19 protein-coding genes are annotated in these 22,000 nt (G+C 63.8%); 7 read left to right on the plus strand and 12 right to left on the minus strand.

Translation table 11 applies throughout. The features are described from left to right. Positions 1 to 57: 57 nt before the first annotated feature. Complete coding sequence (locus tag BUA36_RS20475) at positions 58 to 1,224, plus strand: zinc-dependent alcohol dehydrogenase (RefSeq protein WP_072787321.1); 1,167 nt, start codon at positions 58 to 60, stop codon at positions 1,222 to 1,224. On the opposite strand, the gene BUA36_RS20480 is transcribed toward BUA36_RS20475, so the two are convergent. Both BUA36_RS20480 and BUA36_RS20485 read right to left on the minus strand, forming a co-directional pair. Further along, on the minus strand, positions 1,221 to 1,919 hold the full coding sequence (locus BUA36_RS20480) for an O-methyltransferase (RefSeq protein WP_084560260.1): 699 nt from the start codon (positions 1,917 to 1,919) through the stop codon (positions 1,221 to 1,223). The two genes, BUA36_RS20475 and BUA36_RS20480, sit on opposite strands and share 4 nt — an antisense overlap. 34 nt (positions 1,920 to 1,953) lie before the next feature. Then, positions 1,954 to 2,880: a histone deacetylase family protein gene (locus BUA36_RS20485; RefSeq protein ID WP_072787178.1), complete on the minus strand. Its 927-nt coding sequence runs from the start codon at positions 2,878 to 2,880 to the stop codon at positions 1,954 to 1,956. 68 nt (positions 2,881 to 2,948) lie between these two features. Here BUA36_RS20485 and BUA36_RS20490 point away from each other — a divergent pair, with 68 nt between their 5' ends. The 5 genes from BUA36_RS20490 (at position 2,949) to BUA36_RS20510 (ending at position 8,802) form a co-directional block, all read left to right on the plus strand. Beyond that, on the plus strand, positions 2,949 to 3,869 hold the full coding sequence (locus BUA36_RS20490) for an AAA family ATPase (RefSeq protein ID WP_072787179.1): 921 nt from the start codon (positions 2,949 to 2,951) through the stop codon (positions 3,867 to 3,869). 6 nt (positions 3,870 to 3,875) lie between these two features. After that, entirely contained in the window at positions 3,876 to 4,871 is a 996-nt protein-coding gene (locus tag BUA36_RS20495) for a DUF58 domain-containing protein (RefSeq protein WP_072787180.1), read from the plus strand. Further along, positions 4,868 to 6,886, plus strand: coding sequence for a transglutaminase TgpA family protein (locus BUA36_RS20500; RefSeq protein ID WP_072787181.1), 2,019 nt, complete (start codon positions 4,868 to 4,870; stop codon positions 6,884 to 6,886). Before BUA36_RS20495 ends, BUA36_RS20500 begins: the two co-directional genes overlap by 4 nt. Continuing rightward, positions 6,877 to 8,031 (plus strand): lytic murein transglycosylase B, encoded by a 1,155-nt coding sequence (mltB, locus tag BUA36_RS20505; protein ID WP_072787182.1) that lies wholly within the window; start codon positions 6,877 to 6,879, stop codon positions 8,029 to 8,031. Before BUA36_RS20500 ends, mltB begins: the two co-directional genes overlap by 10 nt. Positions 8,032 to 8,451: 420 nt before the next feature. Continuing rightward, on the plus strand, positions 8,452 to 8,802 hold the full coding sequence (locus BUA36_RS20510) for a hypothetical protein (protein ID WP_072787183.1): 351 nt from the start codon (positions 8,452 to 8,454) through the stop codon (positions 8,800 to 8,802). Positions 8,803 to 8,876: 74 nt separating this feature from the next. On the opposite strand, the gene cysM is transcribed toward BUA36_RS20510, so the two are convergent. Then, positions 8,877 to 9,779: a cysteine synthase CysM gene (gene cysM, locus BUA36_RS20515; RefSeq protein WP_072787322.1), complete on the minus strand. Its 903-nt coding sequence runs from the start codon at positions 9,777 to 9,779 to the stop codon at positions 8,877 to 8,879. 145 nt (positions 9,780 to 9,924) lie between these two features. On the opposite strand from cysM, the gene BUA36_RS20520 reads away from it, so the two are divergent. After that, entirely contained in the window at positions 9,925 to 11,694 is a 1,770-nt protein-coding gene (locus tag BUA36_RS20520) for an FAD-dependent oxidoreductase (RefSeq protein WP_072787184.1), read from the plus strand. Between the two features lie 2 nt (positions 11,695 to 11,696). On the opposite strand, the gene BUA36_RS20525 is transcribed toward BUA36_RS20520, so the two are convergent. From BUA36_RS20525 to lapB, 9 genes are all read right to left on the minus strand, one after another. Further along, a complete protein-coding gene (locus BUA36_RS20525) occupies positions 11,697 to 13,016 on the minus strand; it encodes a hypothetical protein (protein WP_072787185.1) in 1,320 nt (439 codons plus the stop codon). After that, positions 13,017 to 13,934: a polysaccharide deacetylase family protein gene (locus BUA36_RS20530; protein WP_072787186.1), complete on the minus strand. Its 918-nt coding sequence runs from the start codon at positions 13,932 to 13,934 to the stop codon at positions 13,017 to 13,019. After that, complete coding sequence (locus BUA36_RS20535) at positions 13,931 to 15,241, minus strand: MBL fold metallo-hydrolase (protein WP_072787187.1); 1,311 nt, start codon at positions 15,239 to 15,241, stop codon at positions 13,931 to 13,933. Before BUA36_RS20535 ends, BUA36_RS20530 begins: the two co-directional genes overlap by 4 nt. Next, positions 15,241 to 16,590: a M28 family peptidase gene (locus BUA36_RS20540; protein WP_072787188.1), complete on the minus strand. Its 1,350-nt coding sequence runs from the start codon at positions 16,588 to 16,590 to the stop codon at positions 15,241 to 15,243. Before BUA36_RS20540 ends, BUA36_RS20535 begins: the two co-directional genes overlap by 1 nt. Positions 16,591 to 16,652: 62 nt before the next feature. Continuing rightward, positions 16,653 to 16,949 (minus strand): ComEA family DNA-binding protein, encoded by a 297-nt coding sequence (locus BUA36_RS20545; protein WP_072787189.1) that lies wholly within the window; start codon positions 16,947 to 16,949, stop codon positions 16,653 to 16,655. Between the two features lie 112 nt (positions 16,950 to 17,061). After that, the gene (locus BUA36_RS20550; RefSeq protein ID WP_072787190.1) at positions 17,062 to 18,309 is read right to left on the minus strand and encodes a DUF4214 domain-containing protein; all 1,248 of its coding nucleotides are present in this window, start codon (positions 18,307 to 18,309) and stop codon (positions 17,062 to 17,064) included. A gap of 185 nt (positions 18,310 to 18,494) precedes the next feature. Further along, entirely contained in the window at positions 18,495 to 19,415 is a 921-nt protein-coding gene (gene rfaE1, locus BUA36_RS20555; protein ID WP_072787191.1) for a D-glycero-beta-D-manno-heptose-7-phosphate kinase, read from the minus strand. A 14-nt stretch (positions 19,416 to 19,429) separates the two neighbouring features. Continuing rightward, positions 19,430 to 20,797 carry a UDP-glucose dehydrogenase family protein gene (locus BUA36_RS20560; RefSeq protein WP_072787192.1) on the minus strand — a complete coding sequence of 456 codons (1,368 nt, stop codon included), beginning with the start codon at positions 20,795 to 20,797 and terminating at the stop codon, positions 19,430 to 19,432. A gap of 11 nt (positions 20,798 to 20,808) precedes the next feature. After that, positions 20,809 to 21,984, minus strand: a complete 1,176-nt coding sequence (gene lapB, locus BUA36_RS20565) for a lipopolysaccharide assembly protein LapB (protein WP_072787193.1) — start codon at positions 21,982 to 21,984, stop codon at positions 20,809 to 20,811. Between the last annotated feature and the right edge of the window lie 16 nt (positions 21,985 to 22,000).

Here is a 22,000-nt window from a genome sequence, read left to right on the forward strand (position 1 = left end):
ACTGCGCCCAGCCGCCATGCGCGCATGATGGGCTTCCACCACCAGAGGAGGTTCACCATGCGCGCGCTTGTCTATCACTCAGCCCATGACGTCAAAGTCGATACGGTTCCCGATCCCACGCTACAGGAAGCCGACGACATCATCCTCCGCATCACCGCCACCGCCATCTGCGGTTCCGACCTGCACCTCTACCGTGGCAAGGTGCCGCGCCTGCACGCGGGCGACATCCTCGGCCACGAATTCATGGGCGAAGTGGTGGAGACGGGAGCTGGCGTCACCGCACTGGCCAGGGGCGACCGCGTGGTGGTGCCGTTTGTGATTGCCTGCGGCAGCTGCCACTTCTGCGACATGCAGCTGTATTCGGCCTGCGAGACCACCAATCCCGATAGCGGGACCATCCTCAACAAAAAGTCGCTGCGCCCCGGCGCGGCCTTGTTTGGTTTTACCCACAACTATGGCGGCATCCCGGGTGGCCAGGCCGAATATGCGCGCGTGCCCAAGGCCAATGTCGGGCCGATCAAGATTCCCGATGCGCTCACCGATGAGCAAGTGCTGTTCCTCAGCGATATCCTGCCGACCGGCTACCAGGCGGTGCTCAACGCCAACGTCGGACCGGGCAGCAGCCTGGCGATCTTCGGCGCCGGGCCGGTCGGCCAGATGGCTGCCGCGTGCGCGCGCATGCTGGGCGTGGAGCATCTCTTCATGGTCGATCACCATGCCTACCGGCTGGAGTTCGCGCGCGCCACCTACGGCGCGATTCCAATTAATTTCGACAACGTCGATGCGGCCGAAGTCATCATCGCGCACACCAGCAACCGCGGCGTCGATGCGGTGATTGATGCGGTGGGGTTTGAGGCCAAAGGCAGCGCGCTGGAGACGGCGCTCACCGCCATCAAGCTGGAAGGCAGCAGCGGCGCGGCGCTACGCCAGTGCATCGCGGCCGTGCGGCGCGGCGGCGTGGTCAGCGTGCCGGGCGTGTACGCGGGCTTTATCCACGGCTTCCTGTTTGGCGACGCGTTCGAGAAAGGCATCAGCTTCCGCAGCGGCCAGACCCATGTACAGCGCTATATGCCGGAGCTGCTGGAGCATATCCGCGCCGGCCGCCTGCAGCCCGAAACCATCATTACCCACCGCCTGCCGCTGGAACAGGCGGCAGAGGGCTACCGCATCTTCGACAAGAAGGAGGACAACTGCCGCAAGGTGATCCTGCGGCCGGGCGCCTAGCGGGTCTTCTTGTACGGCAGCGACTGGCGCTCGACGCGCTGGCGCACGCCGTTTTCATCGCGGCCAATGGTGACGTCGTGACGACGCAGCATGCGGCCCTTTTCAAATACCAGCACGCTGTCGTAGAAGTGCATCGAGGTGGTCGAGTTGGTGAATTCCGTCACCGGGATGGCTTCGCGCGCGTGGTAGGCGTTGAGGGTGTCGATGAGGTCTTTCGCGTGCTCGATGAAGGTGCCCGGACGCTTGACGCCGCCCCACTCCGGCCAGTAGCTCGTATGCAGGTCTTCCACCAGGTAGACGCCGTTTTCCTTGGTGTGCGGGTAGAGGAATTCGAAGCTGACGATCTGGTGCGGGCTGAAATGGCTGCCGTCATCGATGACGATGTCGAACGGGCCGAATTCATCGACCACGCTTTGCAGGAAGGCGGTATCTGACTGGTCGCCGATGCGAATGTGGATCTGGTCTTCCTCGTGCTGCTTGACGTCGGGGTTGATATCGATCGACACCACCGTGGCCTGCGGGCCGAAGTAGCTCTTCCACATCTGCAGCGAGCCGCCGCTCAGGCAGCCGATTTCCAGGATGGTGAGCGGGCGGTTAACAAAGCGCTGGAAGTGCTGCTCGTAGATCGGGAAGTAATGCGTCCACTTGAAAATCTTCTTGCCTTCATTGAAGTAAAACTGGGTCCACAAACTCACAGCGCACTCCTTGTGTTAAGAAAAATCAGTCGAACTACAGGTCAGCCAGCGCCTTCACGTGTGCCACCACGCTGCGGCCCAGCGCGGATAAATTGTAGCCACCTTCGAGGCAGCTGACGATACGTCCCTGCGCGTACAGGCGCGCAATCTCCATCACCTGTTGCGTCATCCACGCATAATCGGCTTCCACCAGGCCCATGCCGCCGATATCGTCTTCGCGGTGGGCGTCAAAGCCGGCCGAGATGAACAGCATCTCGGGCTTGAATGCGTGCAGCGCCGGCAGCCATTGCTCCGTGACGATCTTGCGCACCGCATCGCCCTTGGTGTGGGCCGGCACCGGCACGTTGACCAGATGGTCGGTGATCGGCAGCGGCTCGGTGTAGGGATACAGCGGGTGCTGGAAGAAGCTGACCATCAGCACGCGCGGTTCATTGAGGATGGCTTCCTCGGTGCCGTTGCCATGGTGGACGTCAAAATCGACAATCGCCACGCGCTGCAAGCCGCGCACCTCCAGCGCATGCTTGGCGGCGACGGCGACGTTGTTGAACAGGCAGAAGCCCATCGGCTCTTTGGGCCGCGCGTGGTGGCCGGGCGGGCGGATGGAACAGAAGGCGTTGTCGATTTCGCCGTCGATCACGGCATCGGTCGCGGCCACGGCGGCGCCAGCGGCGCGCTGCGCGGCACGCCAGCTCCAGGCGTTGAGCGAGGTGTCGCCATCGATCGGGTAGGTATCGCCCTCTTCCGGGACGTTGTCGCGCACGATGCCGATGGCGTTCCTGCTGTGGTTACGCTCGAGGTCGGTGATATCGACCAGCGGCGCTTCACGATGCTCCAGCAGGTCGTTGATGTGGGAGCCGATAAGCTGGTCGGCAATCGCCTGCAGGCGCGCCGGCGATTCGGGATGCCAGTCTCCCATGTCGTGACGCTGGCAATCGGGATGGCTGTAGATGGCTGTGGTCATGTTATTTTTACTGCTGCGAGCTGTTTCTCGCATAGAATCCCCTCAGGCGCTAATCTACCATAGATATCATGTACACAAAATTGCATGCCGTGGCCCGGCAGGTGGGCGACATCATTGTCGGGAAGGAGGTGCAGATACGGCAGGCGCTCACTTGCCTGCTGGCGGGCGGCCATCTGCTGGTGGAGGACGTGCCGGGCGTGGGCAAGACCACGCTGGCCCACGCGCTGTCGATTTCGCTGGGCTTGCGCTTCAACCGCATCCAGTTCACCAGTGATTTGCTGCCGGCCGATGTCAACGGCATTTCGATTTATGAACGCGAGCAGAACGGCTTTGTGTTCCATCCGGGGCCGATCTTCACGCAGGTGCTGCTGGCCGATGAAATCAACCGCGCCACGCCGAAGACGCAATCCGGCCTGCTGGAGGCGATGGAAGAACGCCAGGTCAGCGCGGATGGCGTGACGCGCGCGCTGCCGGCGCCGTTCTTTGTGATCGCCACGCAGAATCCCATGCATCAAATCGGCACCTTCCCGCTGCCAGAATCGCAGCTCGACCGTTTTCTCATGTGCCTGTCGCTGGGCTATCCCGACCCGGCCGCCGAACGCGCGCTGCTGATGGGCGAGGACCGCCGCGTGCTGCTCAAGTCCCTGCCAGCGGCGATGCTGCCCGATGAACTGGCCCAGGCGCAGCAAGGGCTGCGGCAAATCCACGCATCGGCGGCGCTGATCGATTATGTGCAGGCGCTGGCGGCGGCCTCGCGGCACAACGGCATGTTTGCGGAAGGATTGAGTCCGCGCGCGGCCATCGCGTTGTTGCAGGCGGCGCGCGCGTGGGCGGCGCTGGAAGGCCGCAACCACGTGCTGCCGGAAGACGTGCAGGCGGTGCTGGTGCCGGTATGCGCGCACCGGCTGCGGCCCGTCAGGTCGGCCAACGGCGTGGCGCTGGCCAGCCGCGATCTGGTCTTGCAGCTGCAAGAGTCGGTGCCGGTCTGACCCATCATGATGGCGGCGCTGCACTCGCTGTATCGCAAGGGCCGCGACCAGTGGCTGTTCCAGTTGCGCGACAGTGAGCCGGGTGTGGTGACGCTGACCATGCGCCGCGTGTTCATCCTGCCGACGCGCGCCGGGCTGGCGTTTACCGTGCTGCTGCTGGTCATGCTGATCGGCGCCATCAACTACAACCTGGGCCTGGGTTTTGCGCTGACGTTTTTCACCGGCGCCTGCGCGGTTGCGGACATGGTGATGACGGCCAGGAACCTGGCGCTGCTGCAGCTGGCATGCGGCCGCGCGCAGCCGGTGTTTGCCGGCGAGGAGGCGCAGTTTGAGCTGCATGTGCTGAACCGCAGCCGGCGCGACCGCTTTGCCGTGTGGATGGGTTTTCAGGCCGATGGCGAGCCGCGCCAGGTGCTCGATGTGCCGGCCGGCGGCAGCAGTGCGCTGCAGTTGTCGGCAGCGGCCCGCCGGCGCGGCTGGCTGCCGGCGCCCCGCGTGCGGCTGGTGACGCGCTTTCCGCTCGGGCTGTTCCGCGCATGGGCCTACTGGCAGCCGGACGCGCGGGTGCTGGTATATCCGGCGCCGGAACTGCCGCCGCAGCCCCTGCCCTCGACCGGCGCGGCCAGCGAGGATGGGCATGGCACAGTGGGACTGGATAACTTCGCCGGCATCCGCAGCTACCAGCCCGGCGACCCGCTGCGGCATCTGGCCTGGCGCCAGATCGCGCGCCATGATCCGGCGCTGGGCGGACAGCTGGTGACCAAGCATTTCGAAGGCGGCGCGGTGGCCGAGCTATGCCTGGACTTCGCGGCGCTGCCCCTGCAACTGGATCTGGAACTGAAGCTGGCGCGCATGGCGCGCTGGGTGCTGGAGGCCGAACAGCGCGCGCTGCCTTACCGCTTCAAGCTGGCAGAGCATGATTACGGCCCGGCGCTCGGCGACGCCCACCGCGCCAGCTGCCTGCGCGCGCTGGCCCTGTTCGGCCAGGAGGGCGGAGCATGAATGCGGTCCCGCCACGCACACCGCTGGCGCTGCGCCTCACACGCGACAAGGCAGACACGCTGCTGCTGATTGCCGCCGCGCTCATGGTGCTGGCGCCGCATTTCGCGCACCTGCCGCTGTGGATCAGCGCCCTCGCCTGCGTCACGCTGCTGTGGCGCGCGGCGATCACGTGGACGGGCCGCCGCATGCCGCCCATCTGGCTGCTGGTGCCGGTGGCGGTAGCGGCCATGGCCGGCGTCTACGCCACCTATCGCACGCTGCTGGGCCGCGACGCCGGCGTGGCCATGCTGGTGCTGCTGCTGGCCTTCAAGCTGCTGGAGATGCACGCCAAACGCGATCTGTTCGTGGTGGTGTTCCTGAGCTTTTTCGTCCTGCTGACCAACTTCCTGTATTCGCAGTCCATGCCGACCGCGCTGTTCATGGCGCTGACGCTGGTGGTGCTGCTGACGGCGCAGCAATCCTTCCAGTACACCGGCGTGGTGCCGCCGCTGGCGCGGCGCCTGCGCACTTCGGCCAAGGTGTGCGCGATTGCGGCGCCGATCGCGCTGCTGCTGTTCATCGGCTTCCCGCGCCTGCAAGGCCCGCTGTGGGGCTTGCCCGGCGATGCGCTGGGGGGCAAGACGGGGCTCAGCGACACCATGGCGCCCGGCACGCTGTCGTCGCTGGCGCAGTCCGACGAACCGGCCTTCCGCGTGCGCTTCCTGGACGGCGTACCAGCCCAGCAGCAGCTGTACTGGCGCAGCATTGTGCTGGGCGACTATGATGGCCGCACCTGGAGCCGCGTGCCGCGCAAGCGCGGCCTGCAACGGCTGGACATCGCCATCCAGACGCGCGGCCGGCCACTACGCTACGAAACCACCATGGAAGCCACCAACACGCGCTGGCTGGCGCTGCTGGAGCTCACCGGTCCCGACCTGCAGGTGCCGGGCTACCGCCTGCGCGATACGGATGAGATGGAAGTGTTCACCACCGACGCCATCAGCCGCCGCGTGCGTTACCAGGCCATGGCCTGGACCAGCTACGCGCTGCAGGCCAATGAACGCCCCGAGCGCATGGCGCGCTGGCTGGAGCTGCCGGCCGGCTACAACCCGCGCACGCTGGCGCTGGCGCAGCAGTTGCGCGCCACCATGCCGCAGGCGGACGCTGCGCTGCTCAGCAGCGCGCTGCTGGCGCGCTTCCGCAGCGGCGGCTACAACTACACGCTGGAACCGCCGCTGCTGGGGCGCGACGCCGTGGACGAATTCCTGTTCCAGAGCAAATCCGGCTTCTGCGAACACTATGCGGGCGCCTACGTGGTGCTGATGCGCGCCATGGGCATCCCGGCGCGCGTGGTGACCGGCTACCAGGGCGGCGAAATGAATCCGGTCGATGGCTATTTGACCGTACGCCAGTCCGACGCCCACGCCTGGGCCGAGATCTGGACCCCGCAAGCCGGCTGGCAGCGCGTCGATCCCACGGCCGCCGTCGCCCCCGATCGTGTGCAGCGCAACCTGGCGCGCGCGCTGCCGCAGCCCCCCGCATTTGGCTTTGCGCCGCTGCTGGCGCTGCAAGGTGATCCCAATTCGTGGCTGGCGCAGGTCCGGTTCAGCTATGCCGCACTGAATAATTCTTGGAATCAATGGGTACTGGATTACAATTCCGATAGACAGCGAAGTTTCCTCGAAGAACTAAGCGCAAGCTTTGGCAACTGGCGCAGCGCCGTTGCTGCGGCGCTGGTATGTGGCCTGCTGCTGGCGCTGCGCTGGCAGTGGCAGCGCCAGCCCGCCGATCCGCTGGACAGCCTGTACGCGGCGTTTTGCCGGCTGCAGGCGCGCCATGGTTATGCGCGCCGCCCGGCCGAGGGGCCGCACAGCTATGCCGCGCGCCTGCAGGCCATGCCCGGGAGCGCGGAAAGGCACGCTGCGATAAACCAGTTTTTGCACCTGTACGGTATGCTGAAGTATGGCGCCGACGGAACCGAATCACGTTCGGCGTCGCTAGCGACGCTGAAAACACTTTTACCTTTATGCCGATGAAGACTCTGATTACCGCCCTGCTGTTGAGTGCCGCAACCGCCAGTTATGCCGCGCCTGTCGATCCCTACGGCTACAAGCTGCCGCCCAGCATGCAGACCAAAAAGAAAAAAGCTGAGCCGAAGAAAAAAGCCGCGCCAGCGGTCGACTATGTTGGCGAGTACGTCAACTTTGGCGACTGGAAAGATGTGCGCGCCTTCCTCGATGACGTCGCTGCACGCAATGGTTTCAACCGCGACGAGCTCAACGCGCTCATGGCGCAGGTGCGCTATGTCGATGCCACCGTGCAGCTGGTCAAGCCGGCGCCGCCGGGCAAGCCGAAAAACTGGCAGGCTTACAGCAAGCTCATGATCGATCCGGTGCGTATCGATGCCGGCGTCAAGTTCTGGAATGACAACAGCGAAGCGCTGAACCGCGCCGAATCGCTGTACGGCGTGCCGGCGGAGATTCTGGTCGGCATCATCGGCGTGGAGACGGTGTATGGCCGCAACACGGGCCGCTTCCGCGTGCTCGATGCGCTGACCACGCTGGCCTTCTCGTATCCGGAAGCGCCGCAGCGCCGCGAGCGCATGGAATTCTTCCGCGGCGAGCTGGAAGCCACGCTGCTGTTCGCGCGCCAGAGCGGCATCGATCCGCTGTCACTCAAGGGCTCGTTTGCGGGAGCGATCGGCATGCCGCAATTCATGCCGAGCAGCCTCATGAAATATGCGGTGGATTTTGACGGCAACGGCAAGATCGATCTGCTCAACTCCAGCACCGACGCCATCGGCAGCGTAGCCGCCTTCCTGGTGGGTCACGGCTGGGAGCGCGGCCAAGGCGGCCCGCTGGTGTACGCCGCCAATGTCTCGCCCAACCGCGCCTGGGAAACCATGCTGAACCAGGGCCTGACCGCCAAATATCGGACGCCGGAACTGACGGCGGCGGGCGTTACCGCCACCACGCCGGTGCCGGAACAACAGACTTATGGCCTGGTGGATTTGCAAAATGGGGCTGATCCGACTGAATATTGGCTCGCAAACAACAATTTTTTTGCGATCACACAATATAACCGCAGTTATTTTTACGCCATGTCGGTGGTGGAATTGGGCCGTGCGGTGCGGCTCGCGCGTGGCGGCGCACCAGCGCCAGCAGTTACTTCAGGAATGTAAGCAAGCGTAAAACATCTTGTCGCCAGAGTAAGACCACAGTATTGTTTAGTTGACACTTGGCAATAAATTGTACACACTGCCAACTACGCAATACAATGTGGGCTACTTTACAACGGAATTGTTATACAATTAACTTTAACTGTTCATTAAAAGTGTGCACAGGCAGCTTAACATACAACTCGGTGTATAATTCTCACACAATGTTGCAGTCGGACAACAATACTCTGCGGGAAGATGATTTTTTGTATTGCTGCTGAGTATTAGATTGCACGATGTTGTACAATTGTGTATATATTATGAAACTTGTTATCCTGGAATCCGTGTCCGTGTATAAATACTCCTGGTAAGGATTGGACATTGACGCAGCAAAGCCCCGAGTGTTGTACTTTGCAGGACAACTTTACAGAAGGAAAAGACGACATGACAAACCAAGTCGGCATAGACATGAACAATGATGCGGATGGCGATGATCTGCTGCAATACAATCCCAACCGCCTGCTGGATACCCTGATCGAGAACCTGCGCCTGAAAAACGACGCAGCGCTGTCGCGCGCACTGGAAGTAGCACCACCAGTGATCAGCAAGATTCGCCACCACCGCCTGCCGGTTGGCGCTTCGCTGCTGATCCGCATGCACGAAGTCAGCGACCTGAGTATCCGTGACCTGCGTTACTTGATGGGCGACCGCCGCAACAAGTTCCGCATCAGCGACAAGCAATTCAAGCCTAAAGAAGGCGAAACCCCGAACGGCGGTAACAACAACCAAGGCTAATCCAGCCTCGTTGTGATCCGTTCCGGTCAGCACGCCCTCCTCCCTTTTACCAAGGGGACGAGGGCGTTGTCGCTTCAGGCCGGGAAAACGCCAGTCGACAGGTAGCGGTCGCCGCGGTCGCAGACGATGAACACGATGGTGGCGTTCTCCACCGTTTGCGAAATGCGCAGCGCAATCTCGCACGCACCCGCTGCCGAGATCCCGCAGAAGATGCCTTCTTCCGCCGCCATGCGGCGTGCCATACGTTCGGCCGCCGCCTGCGACACCGACTCCACGCGGTCCACGCGCGAACGGTCGTAAATCTTCGGCAGATAGGCCTCCGGCCATTTTCGGATGCCGGGTATCGACGAGCCCTCTTCCGGCTCGGCGCCGATGATCTGCACGTCCGGATTCTGTTCCTTCAGGTAGCGCGAGGTGCCCATGATGGTGCCGGTGGTGCCCATGGCGCTCACAAAGTGGGTCACGCGGCCGTCCGTGTCGCGCCAGATTTCCGGTCCCGTGCTTTCGTAGTGCGCGCGCGCGTTGTCCTGGTTGCCGAACTGGTCCAGGATGATGCCCTTGCCATCCTTTTGCAGCTGCTCGGCCATGTCACGCGCATACTCCATGCCGCCCGTCTTGGGCGTCAGCATGATGTTGGCGCCATAGGCGGCCATGCTCTGGCGGCGCTCGACACTGAGATTTTCCGGCATCAGCAGCAGCATCTTGTAGCCACGGATGGCGGCGGCCATGGCCAGCGCAATGCCGGTATTGCCGCTGGTGGCTTCGATCAGCGTATCGCCCGGCTTGATGTCGCCGCGTTCTTCGGCACGCATGAGCATGGACATGGCGGCGCGGTCCTTGACCGAACCGGCCGGATTGTTGCCTTCCAGCTTGCCGAGAATGATGTTGTTGCGGGCGGCGGCGTCCGCGCCGGGCAGGCGCACCAATTGCACCAGCGGCGTGTTGCCGATCGTATCTTGCAGAGTCTTGTAAGCCATCGTGTTCTTGTTCGAGTTCGCCAAAATGACCATTTTAGCCGAGTTGCCGCAAAGCGGCCGACTACCGCCTAAGTCTTTGGACTGGCGGCGCCGCTTCGGCTAGACTGGCAACATTCGTGCAACCATCTTCATATTCGGAATTCTCATGGCCACCACCTCCACGGAACTACTCCCCGAAGAAACCCCGGACGAGCCGACGCCGCGCCCCGCCCTCGACCTCGAACAACGCCGGCACCAGATCTTCCCCACGCTGAGTCCGGCCGACATCCGCCACATGCAGCGCTTCGGCCATGTGGTGTGCTTCAAGAACGGCGAAATGATTTTCGAAGCGGGCAAAACCAGCTTCGGCCTGATGCTGGTGCTGAAAGGCGGCATCGAAGTCAACCGCTACGATGGCCTGGGCAACACCTCGTACGTGACCACCCACCAACCCGGCCAGTTCAGCGGTGAAGTGGCGCAGCTGTCCGGCCGGCCGTCACTCGGCAATGGCCATGCGGTGGGCGATGTGGAAGTGCTGGTGGTGCCATCGGAATCGCTGCGCGCACTGCTGGTGGCGCATGCCGACCTGGGCGAACGCATCGTGCGCGCGCTGATCCTGCGCCGCGTCGGCCTGATCGAACAGGCGTCGGGCGGCCCGGTGATCGTCGGTCCGCGTGGCCATGGCCGCATCCATACGCTGCAAAGCTTCCTGCAATCCAACGGCCATCCGCACGTGGTGCTCGACCCCGAGCACGATCAGCAGGCGTCCGACCTGATGGCGCACTACCAGCCCAAGCCGGAAGAGCTGCCGCTGGTGGTGTGCCCGGACGGCGTGGTCAAGAAAAATCCCACCGTGGTCGATATCGGCCGCTGCCTCGGCATGCTGCCGGAGCTGGACGGCGACAAGGTATGGGACGTGATCGTGGTGGGCGCCGGTCCCGCCGGCCTGGCGACGGCCGTGTATGCGGCATCGGAAGGCCTGTCAGTGCTGGCGCTGGAAACCCGCGCTTACGGCGGCCAGGCCGGCGCCAGTGCGCGCATTGAAAACTACCTGGGCTTCCCGACCGGCGTTTCCGGCCGTGCGCTCGCGGGCCGCGCTTACGTGCAGGCGCAGAAGTTCGGCGTCGAGATCGCGATCCCGGCGCCTGCGGGCCGCCTGATCTGCGACACCTACCCGCTGCAGGTGGAGATGTGCGGCAGCCTGCAAAAGCTCAAGGCCAGGAGCGTGGTGCTGTCGTGCGGCGCGCGCTATCGCCGTCCGTCGCTGGCCAACCTCAAGCAGTTCGAGGGCAAGGGCGTGTACTACTGGGCCTCGCCGGTCGAGGCCAAGCTGTGCAAGACGGAAGAAATCGTGCTGGTCGGCGGTGGCAATTCGGCGGGCCAGGCGGCCGTGTTCCTGTCGGGCTTTGCGTCCAAGGTGCATATGCTGATCCGCAAGGACAGCCTGTCGTCCACCATGTCGTCCTACCTGATCGAGCGTATCCAGGCCACGCCGAATATCGAGCTGCACACCTGCACCGAAATCGTCGCGCTGGAAGGCGACGAGGATGGCCTCAAACAGGTCCGCATCCGCCACGCCACCACCGGCGACGAGTGCGACTACGATGTGTGCCGCGTATTCCTGTTCATTGGCGCCGAGCCTAACACGGGCTGGCTCAGCGACTGCGGCGTAGATGTCGATGCCCATGGCTTTATCCGCACCGGCTTTGACGTCACCAAGTCGCAGTGCAAGGCCAACTTCGCCAACGGCGTGTATCCGCGCGACCTGCCCTCACGCGCCGCGCTGGAAACCAGCGTGCCGGGTGTGTTTGCGATTGGCGACGTGCGCGCCACCTCCACCAAGCGCGTGGCCGCCGCTGTTGGCGAGGGCGCGGCCGTGGTCTCGCAGATCCACCAGTTCCTGGCCAACCTGCCAGCAGATAAACTGGGAACGTAAGCTTAGCCGGCGAGCCGCAGATGCTGCAGCAATGCTTTGAGGTTATCAGGATAGGCTTGCAGCATGTCGATGAACAGCGCCGTTACCGGTTGAGATAAAAGGAACTGCTGCTGCGCCTGATCTGGATACACATAGCATTGCCGGGCCCGCAGCCAGGCGAGCAGGCCTTCCTCCAGGCGCAGCTTGCGCGCCTCCGCAGCACCAACCCGCAGGCCGACGCGGGCGATTGCCTCCAGCCAGTTCCAGCGATTGGTTTCCGAAAGCAGCAAGAAAAATCCGACGCTATCGCTGGTTTCAAGCTGGCTGCGTATCAGTGAGAATGGGATGTAAGCCCCATATCTGGACACAAGCTGCACGGCGAGCTTGCGCACGCCCGGCGCGGCATCATGCATCGCGGTGAGCGCGATGTCATCCTTGTCGTGTGGCGCGAGTTTGAACCACGCAGACAGCGCAGCGGCGCGTATCGCGGGATGGCGGCTGTCCACATGGGATTTGATAAGTTCCAGATCTGCCGCGTCGCGCTGTGCCGCCAGCGCAGCCAGATAAACGCGCGTGCGTTGCGCCGGATGCTCTGATTCCAGTCTGGCACGGTAATGGCCGCGCACATCAAAGCCGGCCGCCAAAAGATAGATCGCCGCCGCTGACCGTATCGACGATTGCAGATCATCCAGCGCCGCAACCGCGATCTCCATGCGCGCCTTGATTGGCATGGCCAACAAGGCACGGACAGCCATGGTACGGACCACAGCGAAATGCGTACGTGCCGCCGCACGATATGCGAGTTCCTGCTGCTCCGGCGCCAGCTGCGCACACAGCACAACCGCATGATGGGCCAGCACCACGTCGTCGCGGCGCCTCAGCATCAAGCCGATCAGGTCCACCAGTGGTATCAGCTGGTAGTCGAGCAGCAGGTGGACGGCGGCGCGCGCAATCCTGAGATCGGGACTGGCCGCCGCAACGCGAATCGTCTCGCCGCCCACCTGCTGGATCAGTTGCCGCTCCACGATGGCCAGCCATCCGGCGTTGTCTTCTCTTGCGCCGTTATGCAACTGCCGCAGCAACGGCAAGATGGCCATGAGCTGCCCGGCCGATGCATGCGGCTGCAAGACGCTCCATGCCACACGCGCTGCTTTGCGCACGGCCGGCACCCAGTCGTTCAGCCGTGCCGCGACTTCCGGCAGCAGCTCGGGGTGCGCCAGTTCGGCAGCGCGCTTGAGCGTGGCCTCGCGTACATAGCCGGAATACGAAGCTGCATGCTCGCGCAACACGGTGACGCTATCCGATGTGCGTATCGACTCGATGATCGCTGCGAAATAATCCATCTACAGTCCCTGCTGCCTGAGCGCCGCGATTTCGGCATCGCCATCATCGACCAGGCGCTCCCAGCCTTCAAACTTGCCGAGGCCTTTGCTGCGCGCGATGGAAAGCAGCAGGCTCTGGCCAGCAACCAGCTTTTCCGGCGGCTGCGAGTAGACCTTGTCGGCAAAGGCCTGCGCTGGTGTGATGATGGTCCAGCCCATGTCCCTGAACTGCTGGATCGCATCCTTGAGCCACAGCGCGTTGACCAGGTTGTGGTGCATCAGGATCACCTGCGGAATGTCGCGGCCTTCCAGCTGGCGCGACAGGTCGCGATAGGCAGTCGCGCGCTGGCGCAAGTGCGACAGGTAGGCCTGCCTGATCGGTGCGAGATCGGCTTGCGGATTTTTGGCCAGCACGTCGTTGAGTTTTTCGTCCAGCCGCCAGTCGCTGGTGTCCAGGCTCACATAGGCGTTGCGATAACCGGCCTGCTTGAGAAAGGCGCGCATGCCGTCGCGTTTTTCCGGCGTATTCCCTTCGCGCAGGAAGGTGAAACGGAACCACTTCTGATAGCCTGGCAGCGTTGCGGTAATTCGGTCGCAATCGGTGATCTCCCGCTGGTACTGCGCCAGCGTGACGTTGGCATCGTTGAGGTCCAGGTGCGTCATGGTGTGGTTGCCGACCGCGTGCCCTGCCTTGCCCCAGTCCTGCGCCAGCGCATAGCCTGCCGGACGGTCCGCGCCATTGCCGCAGGTGACGAACAGCGCGGCCGATACCTTCTGCGCGGACAGCGCATCAAGCAAGGCCTGGTTGCGCTGCTGCGGCGACAGCAGCGGCGTTTCCTGCAGACGCGGACCGTCATCAAACGTGAACGCCACCGACTGCGCCTGCGCAGCACCAGCGACAGCCAGCAGCAGGCCGGCAATCCATGCAGCTGATTTCATTGTTTCTCCGTGAGCCGGCGCAACTGCGCCGCCTGATAAGCGCCGATGGCGTCGTTGAACAGGCAGCGTATGAGCGGATCATCCACGATGTCGGCATCGGCTGGCGCGCCATCGATGCGCAGATACATGGAGGTCAGCGACTCGCCCAGCGCCAGTCCCGCGTACAGCTTGGCCATGGGGATGGCCGTCAGCCATGCTGGCGCTTCCTCATCGCCCATCAGCGCGATGCGGTCGCCATGGATGCGGTAGCGGAACTGCTGCACCTGGCCCGCATGATCGTAGACCGACAGCTGCCACACGCACGGTGCGGCGAAGTAGCTGTCCTCCGGCAGTTCCATGTCCTCATAGCGCTGCAACAGGCCGTTGCGGCAGAAGTCCAGCACCAGCGCTTCCTGATCGGCCGTCAGCGGCGCAAAACGGCGCGCGATGTCGGCCGTGGGCGGCGGCACGAGGTCCGGGTCGTAAGCGTAATCGACATCCTGCTCACCGAGCGGCAGCACCCAGGGCAGCGGCACGGCGGGCGTCAACGCAGCGGCCGTGAGCTCCACCGCGACGCCAGGATTGAGCCGCACCACGCGCGCAGCGGGCAGCCACTCGCCCACCGCCTGCGCAAACTGGCGATAGGTGATCGGGAACAGCGCGTGGTTGTACCACGACCATGGCTCCTGGCGGAACTGGCAGGAGCTGGGCACCACGTAGCGCGGCGCCAGCGCCTGCAGCTGTTCCGGCCATTCCTCCGGCAACGCCACCGGGCCGCGCTCGGCGCGCGATGGCGCGATTACATCCACTTCGCGCATGGTCTGGAATGGCCACAGCACCATGTCCCACGGTGCGTAGGGCCTGAGCTGTACCAGCGTCTCCGGGTCCATCCACGAATCCACCACGTTCAGCACATTGAGGCCTTCGGCGCGGATCTGGAACATGGAATCGACGTCCGCATCCAGCGCGCGGCGCGGGATGACCTCAAACGCGCCGACCGGCACGGCCACATCGACCGTGAGCGGCTGTACATTGACGAAGCCCAGCGCGCGTATCATCCCGAACAGTTCGTCGAACAGGCAGTACATATGGATCGGCGTGCTGCGGTCCAGCAGGTCCAGGCTCTCCAGCGAACAATGGTCATCGTGCAGGTGCGAGATGAACACGGCGTCGGGACGCAAGCCGCGTATCTGCTGCGCGTCGAAGGCCACATCGGGGAAGGCGTGGCAGTTGCGGCTGAACGGATTCTCAAACACCGGATCAAACAGGATCTGCGTGCCGCCGCTCTCGAACACATAGCCGGCGTGGAGGATGCGCGAAATCTTCATCAGCGCAGCGGCGTTGGATAGCTGGCCGGGCTCACATTGCCATCCTTGTCGATGGCCTGCACGCCGAAGTACACATTGTCCTTGGACTGCGGCATGGTGAATTCGGTCACGTTGCCGACGAACTTGCTGCCCTGCCAGTCCGCCGCCGTGGTGTCGCGCCAGACAATGCGGTAGCCCGCCAGATCAGGCTCGCTGTTGGCCTGCCATACCAGCTCCGTATCGTTCTGCAGCTTGGCCGTACGTACCTGCACCTTCTGCGGTGCAGCCGGCGCCAGCGCCAGCGAGGACAGGGCCGCCGCGTTCACGCGCGCCACCCTGGCGATGTAGTTGTAGTCGTTGTACTGCGGCAGATCGCCGATCAGCACCCCGTTCTCGGTGCGGATGTTCTGGTGCTGATGATTGAAGTCTTCGGCCGGCTCGGTGAAACGCAAGGCCGCATAGCCCCGCTCAAGGAAAGGCATATGGTCGCCGCCGCGCAGATAACGGTCGCGGCGCTGGATCACATTGACTTTAAACTTGGGCACATAGCGCTCGCCCGCCTCCTTCACCGCGCGCGCCAGCTGGCGCGACAGCGAATCGTTCTCGCCGCCGGTCTGGATCAGCGTACGCACCGCATCGCTGTTTTCCTTCTGCACCGGCAGGCCTTCCGCGAACAGGCGCACTTGCGTGTCGTCCTTCTTGCCATGTTCGTCACGCGAGCTGCCGATGATGTCGTTGGTGAACATGCCGGCGATGTTCAGATTCTTTTGCCTTGCCTGCTCCGCCCAGTGCGCCGCGCCCAGCAAGCCCTGCTCTTCCGCCGCCACCGTCATGAACACCAGCGTAGCATCGAATTTGTACCTGGCCATCACGCACGCCATTTCCATCACGGCCGCCGTGCCGGAGGCGTCATCGTTGGCGCCCGGCGCGTCGCCGCTGGCATCCATCACATCGGTATTGCGTGAATCGTAGTGGCCGCTGACCACGTACATGCGCTCCACCGAGGCCGCCTGCGTGCCCGGCAAGGTCGCCACCACGTTCACGATTTCCGTGGGACGGCTGATGCGTGCCGACACCGGCGCGATGTGACTATCAAACTCCACCTTGAGCGCCGTGCCCGCGCCGCAGCGCTCCAGTTCCGCCTTGATCCAGCGGCGCGCGGCGCCAATGCCCTCGGTTTCGGAGACCGTGTCCGACATCGTGTGGCGCGTGCGGAAGCCCACCAGCTTGCGGATGGTGGCTTCTATGCGTACCGGGGAAATTTCTTTGACGATCTGGTCGATCTGCGCCTGATGACGTTTGGTATCAGGTTCTGCGGCCGTGGCAGGTACGGCGATCAGCAGTGCCAGCGCGAGGGGTTTGATCTGCATGCAGCGGTCTCCGGAGAATAGCCCGCGACGCTGTGGCCGCGGGCCGTTGGAAAACCACTATCTTACTTGGAAGACTTGGCCGGCGCACCGTCTTTCGACTTGCCATTCACTTGCAAGCCAGCCTCGGACAGCTTGAGAGCATTCTTCTGGCCGATGCCTTTGACGCGCTGCTCCAGGTCGCCCCAGTCCTTGAATTCACCCTTCTTGCGCTCTTCCAGGATGGCCTTGGTCTTGGCCGGCCCCAGGCCGCGGATGGCGTCCAGCGCGGCCGCATCGGCCTTGTTGACGTCAACCTGGGCCCAGGCCAGGGTCATGCTTGCGGCCAGCGTGGCAAGCGCCAGCAGTAGTTTCTTGTACATAAGCGTCTCCGTTCAGTTGAACAAGGGCGACCATCGCACCTTGAACCACCTTAACGGCGGGCGGCCGCTGCACGGATGACAGCGGCCGCCTGACGCAGATCAAACCAGCCGCTTACGGCGGCGTGCCGTCGCTGATCCACTTGCCGATAATGGCGCGCTCATCCGCCGTCATGCCGGTCACATTCCCCTGCGGCATGATGGTGCTCTGCACCGCCACCTGGTTGATGCGCGCTGCCTGGCCGCGTATCAATGCTTCCGTATCCAGCCGTACGCCGCCATTGGCCAGCGAGGCCGAATGACAGCTCACGCAGCGTTGATTGATGATGGCCTGCACCTGCGGGAAGCGCAGCACCACCTGCACCTTCTTGTTGGCAAAGAAGGTGCCCACGGCCGTGCTGCCGCCATAGGTCCAGGTTCCCGTCGCCAGGCCGGAGGCCAGATTAAAGCTGCCGCTCAGCGTGGCCGTATGGCCGCCGCCGCTCAAGTCCAGCACAAAGCGGCCGCCCGCCGCAATGCCGGTCACGCCGTTCATATCGACATTGAAGGCGGCCGAGTGCAGCGCGCCGATCAGGGCGCCGTTGGCATCCACCGTCAGGGCCAGCGTGCCGCTGTCGCCGCCGCTGAGGCTACCGTTGTAGTTGGCCGTAAATGCGGTGGCCGGCGTGCTCGGCGCGCTGCTGCCAAACGGAATGTACTCGATGCCGTTGCGGATCTTGTCCGCCACCAGCGCCTTGTTTTCCGCCGACTCCGAAAAGCCGAACAGCACGATCGCCCGGCTCAGCACGCGCCCGCCCGGGTTGGTGCCCTCCAGATTGCCGACGTGGAAGGCCAGCCCGGCCGCGTCCGGCGCGCGCTTGAGCACATTGGCATACAGCTGCGTGACGAACGCGGTGTTGTTCAGCGCGCCATAGGTGTCCGAGAACTCCCTGCTATCGATGAAGTTCTGCGCGATCTGCTCCAGGCTCAGGCCATTGTTCATGCCGTTGATCTGCGCGCCCAGTCCGGCCAAGTCCGGCACGCGGTTGAACGCGGCCTGGTACAGACGGTACATCTGGCCAGGAATGCCGTCATCCACATCCAGCGACACCGTGGCATCGGCAAACTGCAGCAGCGCGCGCGCTGGCACCGCCTGCACCTGGCCGCTGACGTTGTCGGTCACGGTCAGACTGGCATTGGAGATGGTGTACTGGCTCAGATTGCCGGAAAACGTCGTATTCACTGCCGGTCCCGCATCCATGCGGACGCCGCCCTGGCGCAATTGGCTGGCGGTGGCGGCCGTGCTGCTGCTATCGGTACCGGCACCGCAACCGGCCAAGGCCAGCAGCACCAGCACACTGGCCAGTATGCGCTCCTGTTTCATCGTGGGGATCTCCTGTCGTTAAGATGAAAAAGAGCTGCCGGTGAGGCGACCGGCAGCAGCCCGTATGTCGGGTTGCCTGTGTATTCCCGCCGCACGCGCCAAGGTTCAATCCGGGCGTAAAAAAACCCGCACGGCGCGAACCGGGCAGGTTGTCGGGACGGTTGTCGGTGCAGGTTGTCGTGCGGTTAGCCGAACAGTTCCTCGTGCGTCACGGTGGCCGTGCCCAGCTTGCCGACCACGATGCCGCCGGCGCGGTTGGCGGTTTCCACCGCGTCCTGCCAGCTGGCGCCGGCGCCCAGCATGCAGGCCATGGTGGCGATCACGGTGTCGCCCGCGCCGGAGACGTCAAACACCTCGCGCGCCTGCGCCGGCGTGTGGTATTGCGCGCCGTCGGTGTACAAGGTCATGCCCTCCTCCGAACGGGTCAGCAGCAAGGCGTCCAGCTTGAGCTCCGCGCGCAGCGCCTGCGCCTTGGCGGTCAGCTGCTCTTCGCTATTCCACGAACCGATGATACGCTTGAGTTCGGACTTGTTCGGCGTCAGCACGGTGGCGCCGGCATAGCGTGCGAAATCGTCGCCTTTCGGGTCGACCATCACCACCTTGCCCAGCGCGCGCGCGGACGCGATCATGTCAGCCACGGCCACCAGGCTGCCCTTGGCGTAGTCGGACAGGATGATGACGTCGTAGTCGGCCAACAGCGCCTTGTACTGTTCCAGCTTGTCGCGCAACACGGTGTCGGTCGGCGGCTCTTCAAAGTCGATGCGTACCATCTGCTGCTGGCGGCCGATCACGCGCAGCTTGATGATGGTGGAGATGGCTTCGTCGCGTTTCAGATAGCTGCGGATGCCGCCGCCTTCCAGCAGGCGCGTGACTTCATCGCCCGCCTCGTCGTCGCCGACGATGCCCAGCAGCCCGGCCTGCGCACCCAGCGCGGCGGCATTGCGCGACACGTTGGCGGCGCCCCCCAGACGCGCTTCGCGCTTCTCGATGCGCACCACCGGCACCGGCGCTTCCGGCGAAATGCGGCTGACGTCACCGAACCAGTAACGGTCCAGCATCACATCGCCTACCACCAGGATACGTACATTGTTCAAATTGGTCGTCAAGATTCAGCCTCGTATCAGGTGCGGGTCAGGATGGAACGGCCGATGCCGTGGTATTCAAACGCGGCTTCCGCCATCACTTCCGGCTCGAACAGGTTACGGCCGTCGAAGATCACGGCTTGCTTGAGCGCCGTCTTGATCTTGTCGAAGTCCGGGCTGCGGAAGGCCTTCCATTCGGTGACGATGACCAGCGCTTCGGCGTCCGTCAGCGTGTCCATCGGGCTGGCGGCAAAGCGTACCCGCGCCAGCTCTTCCGGCGTCAGGTCCAGCGCCAGCACGCGTTTGGCTTCGGCCATCGCGACCGGGTCGTACACCGCCACCGTGGCGCCGGCGTCCAGCAACTGGCGCAGCAGCACGCGCGATGGCGCTTCGCGCATATCGTCGGTGTTCGGCTTGAAGGCCAGGCCCCACACGGCAAAGTGCTTGCCGCTCAAGTCGGCGCCAAAGCGCTTGATGACCTTCTGGCCCAGCACCAGCTTCTGCTTGTCGTTGACCGCTTCCACGGCGCGCAGGATCAGCAGGTCCTGCGAGTACTGGCGCGCGGTGCGTTCCAGCGCCTGCACGTCTTTCGGGAAGCAGGAACCGCCATAGCCGGCGCCCGCATACAGGAAGCTGTGGCCGATGCGCGGATCGGAGCCGATACCGTGACGCACCGCTTCAATGTCGGCGCCCACCTGGTCGGCCAGGTTGGCCAGTTCGTTCATGAACGAGATGCGGGTCGCCAGCATGGCATTGGCCGCGTACTTGGTGAACTCGGCGGAACGCACGTCCATCCAGAAGGTGCGCTCGTGATTGCGGTTGAACGGCGCGTACAGCTTCTTCATCTTGGCGGCAGCTTTTTCGCCTTCCGCCGTGTTGTCATGGCCGATGACGATGCGGTCCGGACGCATGAAGTCTTCGACCGCCGCGCCCTCTTTGAGGAACTCCGGATTCGACACCACCGAGAAAGTGGCGGTGACGCCGCGCGCGCTGATCTCGTCCTGCAGCGCGGCTTTCACGCGGTCTGCGGTGCCGACCGGCACGGTGGATTTGTCGACGATGACCTTGTAGCCGGTCATGTGCTTGCCGATGTTGCGGGCGGCGGCCAGCACGTACTGCAGGTCGGCCGAGCCGTCTTCATCTGGCGGCGTGCCGACTGCGATGAACTGCACTTCACCGTGCGCCACCGAGGCCGCAACGTCGGTCGAGAACTGGATACGGCCGGCAGCGCGGTTGCGCGCGACGACTTCTTCCAGGCCCGGTTCATGGATAGGAATGCCGCCGTTGTTCAGCAGATCGATTTTCTTCTGATCGACGTCGAGACAGAAAACGTCGTTACCCAGCTCCGCCAGACAGGCGCCAGTGACCAGACCTACATAGCCAGTGCCAATAATAGTAATCTTCATCGCGATACTCTTTAATTCATAACGTTAAGTTCTTCGGTGCGGCGCGGCGGGTAGGTCTCCCACTTGCTGCATCCCGGGCACTGCCAGTAGAACTGGCGTGCTTTAAAGCCGCAGTGGCTGCACTGGTAGCGTGCCAGCTTCTGCGTATAACTGTGGACCAGATTCTTCACCATCGACAGCTCCGGCATCACATTGGCCGGTGCGTCCATCAGGCGCGCTTCCAGGAACTTGTCCAGGCCCAGCAAGGTGGGCGTGCGGCGCAGCTCATTCGACACCAGCTGCTTGGCGGCGTCCACGCCGTCCAGCTCCAGCACCGCCTTGTACACCACCTCCACCAGGTCGATCGACGAGGCCTGCTCCAGGTAGGACTTGAGCAGGTTCACGCCTTCCTGCGGGCGGCCAACCTTGGTGTAGCCATCCATGAGACGCTGAGCCACCAGCGCCACGTGCGGCACGCTGATCTGCTCGACGCGGCGCCAGGTCAGCAGCGCGCCTTCCAGATCGCCCTGCGCCAGCTGGGCATCGCCGGTCAGCAGCGTCGCGCGCACGTTGACGCGGTCCGCCTGCAGCGATTTATCCAGCAGCGCCAATGCCTGGTCGGGATGCATATGCACCAGCGCGTCCTGCGCCAGCTCGCAGTAGAACTGCGCGATTTCCTTCTGGCGCGAACCGGCGCCCGATTCCTGCAGGCCGATGGCCGACTCGATCGCGCGCGGCCATTCTTTCTCGCGCTGGAAAATCTCCAGCAGCGCGCGGCGCGCCTGCGCCGAGTACTGGCCGTTGAGCAGCGTATTAAAGGTCTCTTCGGCGCGGTCCAGCAGGCCCGCCTTGAGGTAATCCATGCCCAGCTCATACTGCGCGTGTTCCTTCTGCTCCTGCGGCAGGTCGGGACGCGCCAGCAGGTTCTGGTGCACGCGGATCGCGCGCTCGGTCTCGCCGCGACGGCGGAACAGATGGCCCAGCGCGAAATGCATATCGGCCGATTCCGGGTCCAGCCGCACGATCTCGATAAACGCGTCGACCGCCTTGTCCGCCTGGTCGTTGAGCAGGAAGTTCAGGCCCTTGTAATAGCCACGCGGCAGCGTACGCGATTCCGACAGCAGCTGGCGGATATCCACGCGCGCCGCAACCCATCCCAGGCCAAAGAAGACCGGGATACCCAGTAACCACCAGAGTTCAAATTCCATGCTGTGTGCTTTTGTT

The organism is Duganella sacchari, assembly GCF_900143065.1.
In the GTDB taxonomy this organism is placed as follows: domain Bacteria; phylum Pseudomonadota; class Gammaproteobacteria; order Burkholderiales; family Burkholderiaceae_D; genus Rugamonas; species Rugamonas sacchari.